This is a genomic window from Micrococcus sp. GPGPB33, assembly GCF_037853785.1.
In the GTDB taxonomy this organism is placed as follows: Bacteria; Actinomycetota; Actinomycetes; order Actinomycetales; family Micrococcaceae; genus Micrococcus; species Micrococcus luteus.
In genome coordinates this window covers 1-14,091 of record NZ_JAQMWO010000001.1, presented here as the reverse complement: position 1 = coordinate 14,091, position 14,091 = coordinate 1, and the positions used below count along the sequence as shown (strand labels likewise).

At 70.1% G+C, this 14,091-nt stretch carries 13 protein-coding genes; 8 read left to right on the top strand and 5 right to left on the bottom strand.

What is annotated here, in order from left to right:
• From POD19_RS00065 to POD19_RS00055, 3 genes are all read right to left on the bottom strand, one after another.
• The coding region (locus POD19_RS00065; protein WP_340309213.1) for an FAD-dependent oxidoreductase at nt 1-961 on the bottom strand (961 nt) is incomplete at its 3' end.
• Between the two features lie 53 nt (nt 962-1,014).
• Nucleotides 1,015-2,556, bottom strand: coding sequence for an MFS transporter (locus POD19_RS00060; RefSeq protein ID WP_219846381.1), 1,542 nt, complete (start codon nt 2,554-2,556; stop codon nt 1,015-1,017).
• Nucleotides 2,553-3,005, bottom strand: a complete 453-nt coding sequence (locus tag POD19_RS00055) for a TetR/AcrR family transcriptional regulator (protein ID WP_006214762.1) — start codon at nt 3,003-3,005, stop codon at nt 2,553-2,555. The genes POD19_RS00060 and POD19_RS00055 overlap by 4 nt, the downstream gene beginning before the upstream one ends.
• Before the next feature lie 215 nt (nt 3,006-3,220).
• Between POD19_RS00055 and POD19_RS00050 the strand changes: the two genes are divergently transcribed.
• Nucleotides 3,221-4,396: an FAD-dependent oxidoreductase gene (locus POD19_RS00050; protein ID WP_161788141.1), complete on the top strand. Its 1,176-nt coding sequence runs from the start codon at nt 3,221-3,223 to the stop codon at nt 4,394-4,396.
• A 642-nt stretch (nt 4,397-5,038) separates the two neighbouring features.
• Here POD19_RS00050 and POD19_RS00045 read toward each other — a convergent pair.
• Nucleotides 5,039-5,248, bottom strand: coding sequence for a hypothetical protein (locus POD19_RS00045; protein WP_141842680.1), 210 nt, complete (start codon nt 5,246-5,248; stop codon nt 5,039-5,041).
• Nucleotides 5,249-5,789: 541 nt separating this feature from the next.
• On the opposite strand from POD19_RS00045, the gene POD19_RS00040 reads away from it, so the two are divergent.
• From POD19_RS00040 to POD19_RS00010, 7 genes are all read left to right on the top strand, one after another.
• A complete protein-coding gene (locus POD19_RS00040) occupies nt 5,790-8,003 on the top strand; it encodes a type IV secretory system conjugative DNA transfer family protein (protein ID WP_181161596.1) in 2,214 nt (737 codons plus the stop codon).
• Nucleotide 8,004: 1 nt separating this feature from the next.
• Nucleotides 8,005-8,310, top strand: a complete 306-nt coding sequence (locus tag POD19_RS00035) for a hypothetical protein (protein ID WP_161788139.1) — start codon at nt 8,005-8,007, stop codon at nt 8,308-8,310.
• 103 nt (nt 8,311-8,413) lie between these two features.
• Entirely contained in the window at nt 8,414-9,307 is an 894-nt protein-coding gene (locus tag POD19_RS00030; RefSeq protein WP_340309212.1) for a hypothetical protein, read from the top strand.
• 8 nt (nt 9,308-9,315) lie between these two features.
• Nucleotides 9,316-9,705: a hypothetical protein gene (locus tag POD19_RS00025; protein WP_340309211.1), complete on the top strand. Its 390-nt coding sequence runs from the start codon at nt 9,316-9,318 to the stop codon at nt 9,703-9,705.
• 33 nt (nt 9,706-9,738) lie between these two features.
• Nucleotides 9,739-10,134, top strand: a complete 396-nt coding sequence (locus POD19_RS00020) for a hypothetical protein (protein WP_161788137.1) — start codon at nt 9,739-9,741, stop codon at nt 10,132-10,134.
• A 203-nt stretch (nt 10,135-10,337) separates the two neighbouring features.
• A complete protein-coding gene (locus tag POD19_RS00015) occupies nt 10,338-10,568 on the top strand; it encodes a hypothetical protein (protein ID WP_161788136.1) in 231 nt (76 codons plus the stop codon).
• A gap of 661 nt (nt 10,569-11,229) precedes the next feature.
• Nucleotides 11,230-11,661 (top strand): hypothetical protein, encoded by a 432-nt coding sequence (locus POD19_RS00010; protein ID WP_161788135.1) that lies wholly within the window; start codon nt 11,230-11,232, stop codon nt 11,659-11,661.
• A gap of 1,125 nt (nt 11,662-12,786) precedes the next feature.
• Here POD19_RS00010 and POD19_RS00005 read toward each other — a convergent pair.
• Nucleotides 12,787-13,566, bottom strand: a complete 780-nt coding sequence (locus tag POD19_RS00005) for a hypothetical protein (RefSeq protein ID WP_098471853.1) — start codon at nt 13,564-13,566, stop codon at nt 12,787-12,789.
• Nucleotides 13,567-14,091: the final 525 nt, after the last annotated feature.

Sequence of the window (14,091 nt, the reverse complement as noted above, 5' to 3'; positions counted from 1 at the left end):
TCAAGTCGCCGGTGCGTGCGTGTCCGATGAGTGCTGACCGCTTTCTCCTGCGCAGGCGCGTCTGGTTGACGCCGGTGACCTTCCTCTGGGTGGTGAGGTAGGCGGAGGCGACGATGTCGGCAGCCTTCGCGGCATGCTCGCTCAAGAGGCTGGTGGCGCTCCGCAGAGGGCTCAGCCCGGTGCGAGGGGACTGTTCGGTCGCTGAAGTGAGCGACAGTTCGTCGTACCGGATGCTCCAGAAGACGGTGCCGTCTTCGACGAGATCGGCCAGTTTGGCGACGAACCAGGACTCGCCGATGGCCGCGGTGAGGGTCAGACCGTCCTCCAGCGCGGAACGCGCAGTAGGCTCCACGCCCCTCAGCCGGGTCTTCCCGGAGATGGCCCAGACGGAGGGTCTGCGGTATCGGACGTTCTTCCTCGGCCCCCGCAGCTCATGTAGTTCTCGACGAACGGTGGAGTCGGCACCGTCGGCACCCACGACTTGTGAGGCCGTGATGTTGGGCCTGCCGTCGATGGTGAGCCGGAGCCCGCCCGGGGTGTTCTTGATGGCGGTGACGTGGTGGCCGTTGCGGACGTCGATGCCCTGGTAGTACGCCGTGTGCTCGAGCAGGCGGTGCAGGTTCTGTCGGGGCATGATTCGAGATCCCGCGAGAGCAGGAGCCCTGAAGAGCTCTGGAATACCTCTGGTCCCGATGTCGAGCACGGGCTTGGTGAAGGGCACGCTCTCGCGGAGGACGACTCCCTCCATCCCGATCCCGTCGAGCGTGGGGAGGTCGGTCTGGGTGAAGACGATGGTGCGGGGGTCTGTCGTGCTGTGTTCCTCCTTCTCCAGGACGGTGACGGTATGCCCGGCTTCGGTCAGTGCGAGGGCGTGGATGAGACCGGTGATGCCTCCGCCGACGATGAGGTGGGAGGCAGGCCTCGTCCACGGGAGCCAGGACAGCAGGTTTTTCCAAGCCATGGCGGGTTCCTTTCTGATGTTCGGGCGCTGCTCCTCGGGAGGGCGGGCGGTCTTCAGTGCGCTTGCGAGGTGAGGGTGTGATGGCGGGGCACCAGGACCGTGACCGCGATGGCGACGGCGGTCATGACGATGAAGCCGACAAGGCCGGTCTGGGACAGGGCGGTGGTGAAGGCATCGTTGGCCAGCGGCATGAGCTCGGCGGACCCGGTGGAGGAGGCGACGCTTGCAGCGCCGCTGATCGATTCCCGAACAGCGTCCGCCTGGGCATCGGTCAGTCCCAGTGCGCTGATGTCACGCGGGGACAATCCCGAGTTGTAGACGGCGCTGGCGACGCTGCCCAGGATCGCCACACCAAGGACGGCTCCAAGCTCATAGCTGGTCTCTTCCAGCGCTGCGGCGTTGCCGGCCTTGTCCTGCGGCGCGCCAGACATGATCAGTGCCGACCCCACGGCAAGCGAACTGCCTCCGGTGCCGAGCAGGACCAAGGCGATAGCCATCGACGTGTAGGTCAGCGGCTGCGGGGCGAGGTAGATGGCCAGGAAGCCCAGGCCAGCGATGGCGAGGCCACCGCCGAGCACGGCGCGGGGTCCGACGAGGGCGGCCAGTCGTGGCGCGAGCGGGGAGGCGATGCCCACGGCGAACACCGCGGGGATCATGGCCAAGCCAGCCTGCAACGGAGAGACTCCGAGGACGACCTGCAACCACTGTGCCGACAGCAGCAGCAGCGCAGACATCGCGAACATGAAGGACAGCGCGGCGAGGATGCCGGCAGTGAACGTCGAGCTGCGGAACAGCCGCAACTCAAGCATCGGGTTGGGCCGACGCAGGCACCTGCGGACGAACCACGCCAGCGCCGCGGCCCCGACCAGGAAGGAGACCCACGACACCGGGTCGGTCAGGCCCTCCTTCGCGATGTGCTTGATCGACCAGACCAGCGCCACCATCCCACCGACAATCGCGATGGTCCCGGCCGTGTCCCAGCTGGGCGGGACGGCCGCCCTGTACTCGGGCAGCAGGAAGAGCCCGGCGATCACCGCGATCACCATCAGGGGCACGTTGATCAAGAAAGCAGCGTGCCAGGTGCTGTACTCCAGCAGCAGCCCGCCGACGACTGGCCCGATGGCCATGCCGACCGAGGACACAGCGGCCCAGATGCCGAGCGCGGTGGCCCTCTCGCGCGGATCGGTGAAGATGACACGGATCATCGACAGTGTCGTCGGCATGATCATCGCGCCCCCGATCCCGAGGAGCGAACGGATCGCGATGAGGGTTCCCGCATCCTGCGCGAACAGCACCAGCAGTGAGGCAAGGGCGAACACCGCAAACCCGCCGAGAAGGATTCGTTTGCGACCAAAACGATCAGCGATCGCACTCATGGGCACCAACAGTCCGGCGAGGACCAGGGAGTAGATGTCCACGATCCACAGCTGCTGCGCGGACGTCGCCTCGAGATCCGCTGTGATGTGGGGGAGGGCGACGTTCAGGATCGTCATGTCGATGCTGATGACGACGAGGCTGGCGCTGAGAACCGCCAGCGCTGCCCAGCGTCGCGTCTTGCTCAACGGTGATGTCTTCGGGGTCAGGTCTGTGCTCACGCCGACTCGCTTTCAGGACGGAGCAGCGCGACGAACGCGCGCTCGAGGGTGTTCAGGTCGATCGGTGTGCCCGTCAGCGTCGTGTGCATGCTGGCACCGTCGATGAAGACGACGATGGCGCGGGCGGTGGCGGGGTCGGTCCAGCCCGAGGCGAGCTCGACGAAACCGTCAACCCATCGCAGAGCGATGTGTCGCAGATCTTCATGCTGGGAAGCAGCGCTATAGAGGGCCGCGTCTGCCCGCACCTGCGCGGTGTCCGTGAGGTAGTCGTGCAGCAGCCGGGCGAGGACTCGAGGGTCGCCGTCGGCGGCGGCGACCTGCTCAGCAAGGTCGGTGAGCTCGACGGTCACCTCCTCCGCAAGCTGGCACACCGCGGCTTCCCGCAGGTCGTGCAGCGAGCTGAAGTAGTAGGTAGTAGCTCCCAGAGGAACACCGGCGCGCTGCGCCACCGCGCGATGCGAAAGGGTCGACCCTTCCAAGAGCATCTCCGTCGCCGCCCGCACGATCTCCTGCCGTCTCCGCTCAGGATCCCTCTTCCGCCGTGTAGGCGATGCACCCTCGGCACCCATCTGATCCTCACTTTCCTCGTCTTGACGCCAGTACTGTACCAGCGTACTAGTACTGGTGTACAGTAGCTGTATACGTACCGAGCAGGAGGAGATCTATGGGCCCCGCAAGCGCAACGGGACGACGTGCACTGGTCGTCGGCGGAGGAATCGCCGGCAGCGCCACAGCATGGTGGCTGCATCACACCGGCTGGCAGGTGACGCTGATCGATGCGAACGAGTCAGCACCGAGCGGCGGCTACGTCCTCGACCTCGACGCGGTCGCGCAGAAGATCCTCCGGCGGATGGGTGTCAGCGACGTCATCGACAGCGTGAGCACACCCAGTCCGGCGACGACCTTCCGCCTCACCAAGGGTGCCCGTCCGTTGCAGATGACCTTCTCTGGCGGGACCTCTCGCCTGGCGCATCGCGCCCGGCTGATTGAGAAGCTGCTGGCGCATGTGCCCTCAGGAGTGGAGACGCGGCTCGGCTGTCGGCTGTCATCCCTGGAGCACCGATCCGATGACGTCGTGGCGCGATTCGACGACGGAACGCGCGGCATCTTCGATCTCGTCGTCGGGGCCGACGGAGTGAACTCCACGGTGCGTAGCCTCGTCTTCTCACCTCGCGAGGCCAGTCTCTACCGCAACGGCCTCTCCCACGTCTGGGCGACGGTGGATCACGCCATGGAGGGCCCGAACGCTGTGGTCGTCGGTCGTCACCGGACGGTCGTGTTCGCCTACCCGCTGCCCGCGGTCGGCGCGACGCAGATCGTAGCCGCGCTCCCGTCCCCCGACGCACCCCGGAATGATCCGCGTGCGCCGGCTGTGGCTGTCGCGCGGGCGCTGCGCAGCATCGGCGGAGAACTGAACCCGATCGCTAACGGAATGCTCGAGACGACCGACGTGCTGCTTACTCGCTTCACCCAGGTGCGCACCACCCACTGGTCAACTCGCAGAGTCGTCCTCGTCGGAGACGCGGCGCACTGCATCGATCCCCTCTCCGGCCTCGGCGCCCACGGAGCCCTGCTCGGCGCCGTAACGTTGGCCCAGAAGCTCCGCGAGCACGGACCGGACGATCCGGCCGCCTTCGCTGAGTACGAGCAGACGGTGCGCCCCTTCGTCGAGAGCCGCCAAGAGATCACCGCGCGAGCCGTGGAGTACATCACCCACCCCACGTTCCGAGATCGCTCCACCAATGCGCTGGGATCCGTCGCTGCAGGTCTTCGCGCGGCCCCTGCGCTACTCACGACCGGCGGGCGGGAACGCCTCGCCGGTATCGCCGCCTTCGGCTAACTCTCGCCCGCTACGGAGGTTCGCGGCGGCAATCTCCTCTATGCCGACCCTTTTGGGTATACCCCTTTGGACACCGCCGGTCCCACGAGACCGACACGTCAAAGACGGTTCAGCATCGGGCTGTTGGACACACCTGGCGGGGGGTCTGAGGCGTGGTTGGACAGGCAGTGGCCTGCCTCCGAGTCGGCTCGGCTGAGCGGAATCTGGCCCGGTAGCTGAAGGCGGTGGGTGCCGAGAGGCAGCGGGGGCCGCACAGGCATGCGCGCGTCTCCGCCCAGACTGTGCGCCTCACCCACTGCTGGCCATGCTGGCCGGCGCCCCTGGTCAGGGAGACGTCCTGGGAGTGCTCAGGACCCACCTGTCATTCGCGTCCATCACGTGCAGGTCATCGCACATGAATCCCCGCAGCCAGGGGACCTCATCCACCACACGCAGGTAGAAGCCACGGTGCACGCGGGGATCCTCACCCAACGAGGGGGAGAGCACATGCACGGATCCCTCCGGCGCCCGACCATGCCGGAGCACGGAATCCGGGGCGTTGACCTGATCCAGGGTGCGCAGACGCAGCAAGGGGGCGACAGCCGGCGGACAGGGAGCGAGGCCGGCAGCCAGGACTGCCCGGCGCAGCTGCGGCAGGGTGCCTCAATTGGGCAGGCCCACCTCGGCGAGGGAGCGCTCGACGACGCGCACCGGGCGGGAGGTCTGTAGGTCCCTGAAGACGGCGGGATGGAAGAGCAGGGTGCGCGCTGAATCGTTGACCTGCACTCCGGCCGCCTGCAACTGCGTCAGCAGTTCATGCGGGTCGCCGGCAAGGTTCAGCTCTATTCCGGCGCGGTCGATGAGGTCAGGCATAGACCTGATTGTCATCCGCGATGCTGCGGGTTCCTGTCAAAGTAGACAACGCGGACTTCCCGTAGCGGCGCCAACAGTCGTCGCCGTCAAGTCTCTAGAGGCGTGTCGCGGTATGAAACATATTCGTGCGTTTGTGAAATCTTCGCTGCAACTCGACATCAGGTGCCATAACGCGAGCGGGAAGCCCGCGGGAAGAGCGGGAGTCGAGCGCCTCCACCCATCGGGAAATCCTGAAGGACTGGGAAGAAAGAAAAGCGAGATATTGCCCTCTGGAATGGGCTGATTCGCTCGGGTTAGCCTCCTCCTCTCGACTCCGTCTCGCTGAGGAGGCTACCCGACGAGTCAAGTCCATGGAAGGGGGTACCGGGGTGATCTGCCTTCCACATGATTGCGATTTTACGGCAGGGGGTACCGGGAGGCGATCAGAGGGTGGGGTGCGTCGGCGAGGCGGGGGGAGGGACATCGGCGGCGCGGGCGGGCCTTATGGGCAGTGAACGAGAGTCGTCGGCCCCGTCCTCGGGGCCAGAGGGTGAGGCCGCAGATGAGCGTGGACATGGAGCCGCAGATGGGTGTGGGCACGGCGCAGGCCGGCGCACACCAGGAGGTCGACGAGGGACTCAGGGTGCTGGCCCCTCAGCCGCAGCCGGCGAAGTTCCTCGGGATCGGATCAGGACTGGTCGCCGCCGGCGCGCTGGCCGCCGGCATGTTCGCCGCCACCGACCCGGCCCTGGCCTACACGGTCGCCGGCGGTGGCGCCGGCGTCTCGACGGCATCCCTGGTGGTGGCCGAGCGGGCGCGGCAGCGGGCGGAGATCGCCGACCACTTCACCGAGCAGATCTGCCCGGTGATGCTGATCCGCCCGCGGCCGTCCCGGGCCGCGGTGAAGCTCTCCCGCTGGCGTGGGGGGTTCATCGGCCTGCCCCAGCAGGTGCAGCTGACCTACCACGCGAGGGTGGTGCCAGACCCGGAGTGGCTGAAGTCCCTGGCCGAGGTCACCTCGGTCAGCCTCGGGGCCAAGTACAAGGTGGAGGCCCACCTGCCGCGCAAGCGACGCGTGGTGCTCGGTGCCGTGGAGGCCGAGCAGGTGGAGAAGACCGATCCCACCGTGGAACGCGCCTCCCGGGTGGTGCGGGACCTGCTGGGCGAGTCCGCCCGCGTGAAGGTCGAGCTCAACGACGACGGCGACGCGACCCGCATCGAGGTCGCCCACGAGCAGGGCAGCAACATGGCCATGGCCTCCAAGCGGCTGCGCGTGGAGCGAGTCCTGGCCACCCGCGTCCCAGGAGACTGGGTCCCGGAGTGGAACCTGGTCGAGGACACCGTCGTGTTCTCCGCCCGCGAGCCGATGCCCTCCCTGGTCCTGCCCCCGCCGGAGCACTCCCCGCTGGTGCGCACCCACGCCGACTACCGAGATTTCCAGATCCCCCTGGGCGTGGACGAGGACGGCGAGCAGCTCTCCTGGCACCCCCGCAAGCAACCCCACATGGTGGTGGTCGGCACCACCGGCTCGGGCAAGACCGTCGTGGAGCAGAACGTCGTCCAGCGCCTGACCCAGGCCGGCTGGAAGGTCTGGGTGATCGACGGCAAGCGGATCGAGTTCATCGGCCTGCGGGACTGGCCGAACGTGGAACGGCTGGCCTCGCGCATCGAGCACCAGGTGAAGCTGATCGAGGACGCCCACGACCTGATGAACGAGCGCTACGCGCTGATCGAGGCCGGCAAGGCGACCTCCGCCGACTTCGAGCCCGTGGCCCTGATCGTCGACGAGGCCACCACGCTGCTCGAGGCCGCCGACGACTGGTGGGCCGAGGTCAAGCCCAAGGGCGGATCCTCCAAGTCCGCGGTGCTCAAGCGCCTGGGCAACATCGGCCGCCTGGGCCGCTCGGCGAAGATCCACATGCTCATCGGCCTCCAGCGCGCGGACACCCGCTTCATCTCCGGTGAGTTCCGCGACAACCTCGGCATGCGCGTGGCCATGTCCCGCCTCAGCCCCGACGGCGCCAAGATGATGTGGGACTCCTACATCGTCGGCACCACCATCCCCCGGCACATCAAGGGCCGCGGCATGGCCCTGAACTCCGCCGGCGTGCCCGTCATGATCCAGACCATCTACGCCCCCAACCCCGACCCGGGATCCGACGACTACGACCCCCAGCGCGTCGCCGCGGTGCGCCCCCGCGAAGTCGTGCACAAGAAGATGCTGGTGGAGATCCTCGAGCCGGTCACGATGGACCTGGACGGCAACGAGAACCCCACCAGCTACGCCGACTACATGGACGCCCGCGTCTACGAGGCCCCCGACCAGCCCCAGGTGCAGCCGGCCACCGCGCCCGCCGCCAACGCGGCCGTCCCGGCCGGCGCGCTCGCGGCCTTGCAGTCCCTGAACACTGCTCCCGCCACTGCCGCGGTCGAGGAACGCCCGACCGGGCGCCCCTCTCCGGCTGTGCTGGCCGACCCCAGCCGCCCCGTGATCGCCGAGCGCAAGCACGTGCCCTACGTCCCCGACGACGAGCAGGACCTCTTCGAGGGCTACGGCGAGCCCGTCGAGTCCCCGGCCGAGGAGTTGCAGGCCGGCGACCTGATCCAGATCGACCCCGACGCCGAGACCTGGGCGGTGCTCGCCGAGGACCCCCAGGAGGACGAGACCGGGATCTACCTGGAGTACATCGAGCGCGACACCGGGGAGGCCGGCGGCATCTCCGTGGCCGCCACCGAGATGCTGCCCACCCGCCACATCGAACACGAGGAGAACTGAGATGAGCGCGAACACCAACGGCACCAGCGACGGCACCGACATCATCTGGATCACCCTGGCCGGCATGTTCTTCCTGGGCACCGGCGCCTTCACCGCCTGGGCCGCCAGCGCCATGAACTCCGTGCGCCAGAGCCTGCTGGAGATCGGCCTGCTCGTCCCCGCAGACCAGGCCTCCTTCGAGCTCGCAGACACCGGCGTCGGCGTCAGCCTCCCCCTGGTCCTGGGAGCCGGCGCCGTGCTCGTGGCCATCGTCATGATCGCCGCCTATCGGTCCGCCAGACGCCGGGCCCGCGGCCTGGACGACTGACCTGACGGACTCGTCAGCAGCTAGGGACATGCCGCGGAGAACCCGGCCTTGTGGTCAGTGAAGGCGCCCGTGCAGGGCGGATGGATCGGAACAGGAGGTTGGCATGTGCAGGGCTCAGGGCGAGGCGGGGTGTCCCCACGGACGTCGATGCCCCCCGAACGCAACGGCACGGGATGCCGCGCTGAAGCGTCGACGGGAGAACCGGGCGATCGGACAGCAGATCGCCCGATGGGCCAAGGCCGAGGGCAAGGCTGACGAGCTGGCCGAGCTGAAGAAGCAGCGCAAGCCCATCAACGAGATCAAGGACTGGGCCGGCCAGGCCGGTGCCCCGGAAAGCGTCTTCGCCCGCGCCGCGGGCCCGGCCAAGAAGGGATGGGAGGCCGCCAAGACCGAGCTGCGCAACGACCCCAAGGCCCCAGCCCGCCGCGCTCCGGCCCGCGGGGGAGCGTCGGCCGCCGCAGCCGCCGGCGGAGCAGGAGGCGTCGGCGGCGGCGCCGTCGGCGGCGGCGCCGTCGGCGGCGCAGGCGCAGGCGCCGGCCGCGACCACCGCACCCCGACCCCGGCTCCCGGCTCAGCCTCGACGGGCGCTCGCGGACCCGAGGGGTCGGAATGGGAGGAGCAGTGCGGCAAGGAAGAGGCCGCGCGCGTGGCGCTGCTGGTGGAGCGGCAGGGGCGCACCGCCGAAGAGCGGCAGCTGATGCGGATGGACTCGGCGCGTGAGGGTGCGCCGGTCGCGGGCAAGGGCGTCAACGACATCAAGCGTCTGGTGTGGGACGACGGCGCGTGCGGCTACTTCAAGCCCTACGACGCGCTGAACACGGGAGTGGCCAAGTCCTACGGCCACGATGGCCGACTCCAGCCCACTCATGAGGCCGCGGCTCGCAGTTCGCCCAGGCGCTGGGTCCGAAGTACGCGGCTTTGGTGCCTCCGGTGGCCCTGGTCAAGTACGAGGGTCAGTGGGGCTCCATCTCCTACGGAGTCCCCGGGGGGCCGATGAGGACGAAGATGAACGTGATGCACATGGCAGAGCACCACTCCGACCAGGCCAGCGATCTGGCCTTCTTCGACTGCCTGATCGGGCAGGTCGACCGCCACGGCAACAACGTCCTGATGGACCGCCGCGGCCTCTCGGCGATCGACAACGGATTCGCCTTCACCGACGGCGTCGGCGGCGTGAACGCCTCGATGTTCGTCGACGCGCGCTCCCAGCACCCGCAGGCCCGCGCGACCACTCGGGAGGAGAAGGCGATCCTGGCCCGCTTCCTGGACTCTGAAGACGGCTTGGGCCTGCGCGGCACGATCGAGGACGGCCGCTTCCACGAGGTGCGCCGGAGGGCTCGTCTGATGCAGAGCAAGGGCCGGATCCTGAGCCTGTCGAAACTCTACGAGCGCTGATAAACTGATACAAGATCAACATAAGGAGATCTGATGTTCACCATCACCATCCATCACCTGGACGGCCCCTCCGGCCTCCAGCGGCACGTCGGATACGTGCACGTTGACGGGGAGGACGTCCAGATCCATGACCCCGAGGGGCACCTCGACCTCGAGCTGCCCACCCCCACCGTCGACGACCTCGGCCGCGGCGAGCGCCGGCGCGCCACCTACGCCCAGGACCCCGTCGTGTGGGCCTACAACCTGCCCGCCCTGCTCCGCGGGCCCTACGTGCTCGCCCAGCGTCATGACCAGACGCCGGACTGGGTCGAGCAGCTGCTGGAGCAGCCGCAGGCGCCGGCCGCCAGCTCCCACGGTGACGCCGAGCTCATCGCGCAGCTCATCGCGGGCAGCTCCGCAGCCAAGGAGGCCGCGGCCGAGCCGGCATGACCGGCCTCGGCGATCGCGTGCGGATGAGCTCGCGGCCGCAGCTTGGGCCCGCGGACCGGACGGGGACGTGTCGCGGAGATGCGGCATGAGCTGCTGCTGAACCGACCGCGAAAGACGCTTGTGGGGTAGGCGGGGGACGTGTATGGTTAGACACGTAGCGGGCCCCATGAGGGGGCCTGCACCCCTCACCGAAGGAGCGCCCCATGGGACGCATCGCCCACCGCATCTACAACGTCTACCGCCCGGACAGCGCCGACATCGACTGCCTCTGCCCCCTCTGCGGCAAGGCCGACTACGTCTCCATCACCCAGGACGAGGCGGACGCCCTGGACGCCGGCCAGCCCGTCCACGAGGTCCTGCCCCACCGCACCAAGGTGGAGCGGGAGCGGATCATCTCCCAGATCTGCCCCGACTGCCAGGCAAACCTCTGCTGACCTCCCCGCCACGGCGGCCCCCCTCACTGGAGGGGGGCCGCCGTCGTCTCATGCGCCAACGCTCCAGCCCCGGGCCAGCAAGACACCTGCGGAGCCGGGGGGACGCGCACACGGGGGCAGCACCGCCAGGGCCACCCATGGTCGCAGCGTCGGCGGACCCGTCCACTCGACGGCGACGCCGGCGTGCGGACGTCCCGGCGCGGCCGGCCCGGAGCGAACGCGGCCGCGAGCGCGGGTCGGCCGGGGACGTGTCGTGGAGATGTGCTGCCGGCGGCCGCGGCTGCTTCAGCTCGGGGCGCCGGCGGCCGCGGGTCCGGGGCATGTCCCCGGCGTGGTCGTTGGGTCGACAGCGATTTCCGCGGGAGGTGGGCTCTCTGGCGGCTGATGCCGGGCAGGATGGGCGGAGGGTGCCGGCGGCGTGGATCGGCGCCAGGCCGAGTCCCGGGGGTTCCCGGTAGGAGGGTAGATGGCAGGCGATGAGCAGGCGTCGGCGGACCGGGCGGAGCGGGCCTCCCAGCTCAAAGCTCGCGGGAGGTGGTGGGCCGCGGTGGGGGCCATCGTGGGGGCGAGCTTTTCCGCTGTGGCGACGGTGAGCGTGCTGGCCCCGGGGGACGACAGCCTGGGATTGTCAGCTCCGCCGCCCCCTGGAGAGGAGCCTGCGATGTCGCCTGAGCTGCGCGGGCTGATCGTCCTGGCGTGGGTGTTCTTCGTGGCCGTGCTCCGTGCCCTGGTGTCGACGCGGCAGGCTGGCAGGGCGCGGTCCATCTGGGCGTATGCGGCGGCCGGCGTGGCCATCGTGCCGCTGGCGGCCGCATTTTTCTGGCGCAGCCCGGTGGTCGACACGATGGAGGCGTGGGGGTTGTTCCTGTCCTCTGTGGCCATCTTCGGTGGCCTCATCGTGCAGGACGAGCGGACGCTCCATGCTGAGCGCCTGGAGGATCAAGTTGCGGAGGAAGCCGAACGGAAGAGGAGTCAGCGCGAGGCGGACCTGCGTTGGTACGAGCAGGAGTTGACCCGCGTGGAGGGCAAGCTCGAGGAGCTCACGAGCAGGGAGGCGGAGCGCCGCGGCATGTGGTGCTTCTGGCGGCGATGACTGCCGTGTCATCCACGCATGGGGGAGACCGGCGTGCCGTGGATGTCCGCCGGCAGAGCTGCGGCCGAGGGTAGGCGGCACGGCGCCGGCCTGCGTGTTACGCCCAGGGGTCCGCGAGCGCGGGCCGGGCGGGGACGTGTCGTGGAGATGGGCGGCCGGCTGTGGTGCAGCGGCGGCCGGCGCCGCGTGCTGGATGGGCCCGAGCTTGGCGCCATGTCCCCGCCTTGCGGCGGGCCCCGGGGCGAGCGGGGGTAGGTCTCTGTCCCTCGTGAGCGCCAGGGGCTCGGCGGCGGGGCCAGCAGGCCGGTGAAGCGAGGAAGGGGCTGGGACGGTCGAGGTGCGGGCGCTCGCGGGTGCGATCGGCGGCCCGGCCCTGCCCGGCCGGGGCGGCGGGTCCGCGAGCGCCTGCTGCGGGGGACGTGTCGTGGAGAGGGGCGGCCGGCTGCTCCAGCTGCCGACTGCCGGTTGCTGGGTGCCGCGGTGGGTGCGCGGGGTGGGAGGGGGACGCCGCGGCGGATCTCGGCCGGGGGCGGCGGGTCTCTGGCGCTGGTCCTCGCGCCGTCGGGGCCGGATGCGCGCGGAGGGAGCCTCTGCCCGTCCTGGCGCTGGAGGATCTGGGTCGAGACTGCTGGGGCCGGCCGCGGTGCAGGGCCAGGGAGCCTGGCCGCGAGCGCGGGCCGGGCGGGGACGTGTCGCGGAGGGACGCTGCTGGCTGCGCGAGCTCGAGCTGCCGGCGGCCGCGGCAGCTGGAGCCGCGGGCCCGGGCCATCTCCCCGACACGGTCCGCGGCGGGGCCCTCGCGGCCGGCAGCCGAGAGCGCGTGGGGCCGCCGACGGCTGGAAGCTCAGCAAGAGGGGAGGGCGCGGAGACGGCGGCACGGGAGGGCCCCGCCGTGGGGGCGATGTCTGGGCCGGCGACCGGCGGGGGACGTGTCGTGGAGGGGCAGCCAGCTGCCGGCGCCGCGCTGCGAGCTCGCGGTGCCGCGGAGACAGCGGCAGCCGCCGCGGGCGGACGGCCCCGCCCGCATCGTGCGGGCGGGGCCACCGGGGGTGTGGGCGCTCGCGGCCCGGGCGGTCAGCGGCGGGGCCGCCGCAGTGCGACGACCCCGCCGAGAGGGAGAGGGAATCAGGCCGTGGCCGGAGCCTCGGCGGTCCCGCGGGTGCTGGCCCGCTCCACGGCGGAGCCCTCCCGCACGCTGGCGGACTCCGGGGACTGCATCAGCGGCACGGCGCGGAACAGACGTCCCACGCCCTCGTACTCGGCGTCGATCGTGGGGAGCTGATCCCGACGGATCGGCATCAGAATGCCGTGCGCCCACTGGCCGTGGACCCACGCGACGGGCTTGCCCGAGTGGTTGGTGTCCGGGTCGAACGTGAGCACCTCACCGTCGCTGGTGTACCGCGCCGTCACGTCGGCCAGCGCCTTGACGTACTTCGGATTGACCGTGAACGTGCCCTCCTCGAGCGCGCCCCGCGGCTGGGTGTGCAGGCGGAACAAGGAAGCGATCTTCGGATACTCGTCCGCGTCCGCGTAGTTCTTCAGCGGCACCGTCTGCACCTGCCCGTTCGCCGCGTGGACGGTGAACGTGACGGTGTCCTCGTCGGCCGTCAGCTCCACCGTGCCGTCCTTCTTCGCGGCGCGGAGCACCGGGAGCAGAACCTTCAGGCCCGAGCGGTGCAGGCGCACCGGCGGCAGGCCCGCGCCGTGCGCGGGCGCCTCCAGGGCGTACTCGGTCAGCGTGCGGGCGAGCTGGTAGCGGTCCGTGCTGTAGGCGATCAGGCCCTGGTCGGTCACCTCCAGAGGGACCGTGGTCAGGCGAGCCCCGACCGGCTCGTCGGCGAGGCGGGCGGGGTAGGAAGCGACATCGAGACCGCGGAGCAGCTGGCGGGCGTTGAACGTGAGCATGAGAGCCTCCAAGGCTAGGGGTGCAGGGGGCCGGTTGCCTCCCGCTGAGTCAAACCATACACGCTTTGTGGTGTGGACGCAATCGGTTGTGTGGTGTTGCTTGTGGTGGGGGTGTGGTGGTGTGCTGGCGGTGTTATGGCATGGGCGGGGGTGGGGGCTGCGCCGCCCGCTCGGCCCGCCCGGCCCCTCCGCCGCCCCGCCGGCCCCGGCCCGCCCGCCCCTCGGCCCCCTGGCCCGGTGTGTGGGCGTCTGAGGGCCGTTCGGGGTGCGGGTGGGCTTGTGGGGGTGCAGGGGTGGGAACGGGGCGCAGGCGGGCGCACAGCGGCCCGTGGTGCGCCCAGCTGACCCCTCCCGTCCTCGGTCCACCGTTCGGCAACCCTCCCGGCGGCGCGTCGGCGCCCGCCGTGCCCACCTACCGATGGGCACCCAACGCGCGGGGCACCCAACCGGCGCGCGGAGCGCGCCAGGCGAGCGCAGCGAGCCGGCCCCGCGCCAGCGGGGCGAGGGCCCGGCAGGGCCCGCCGG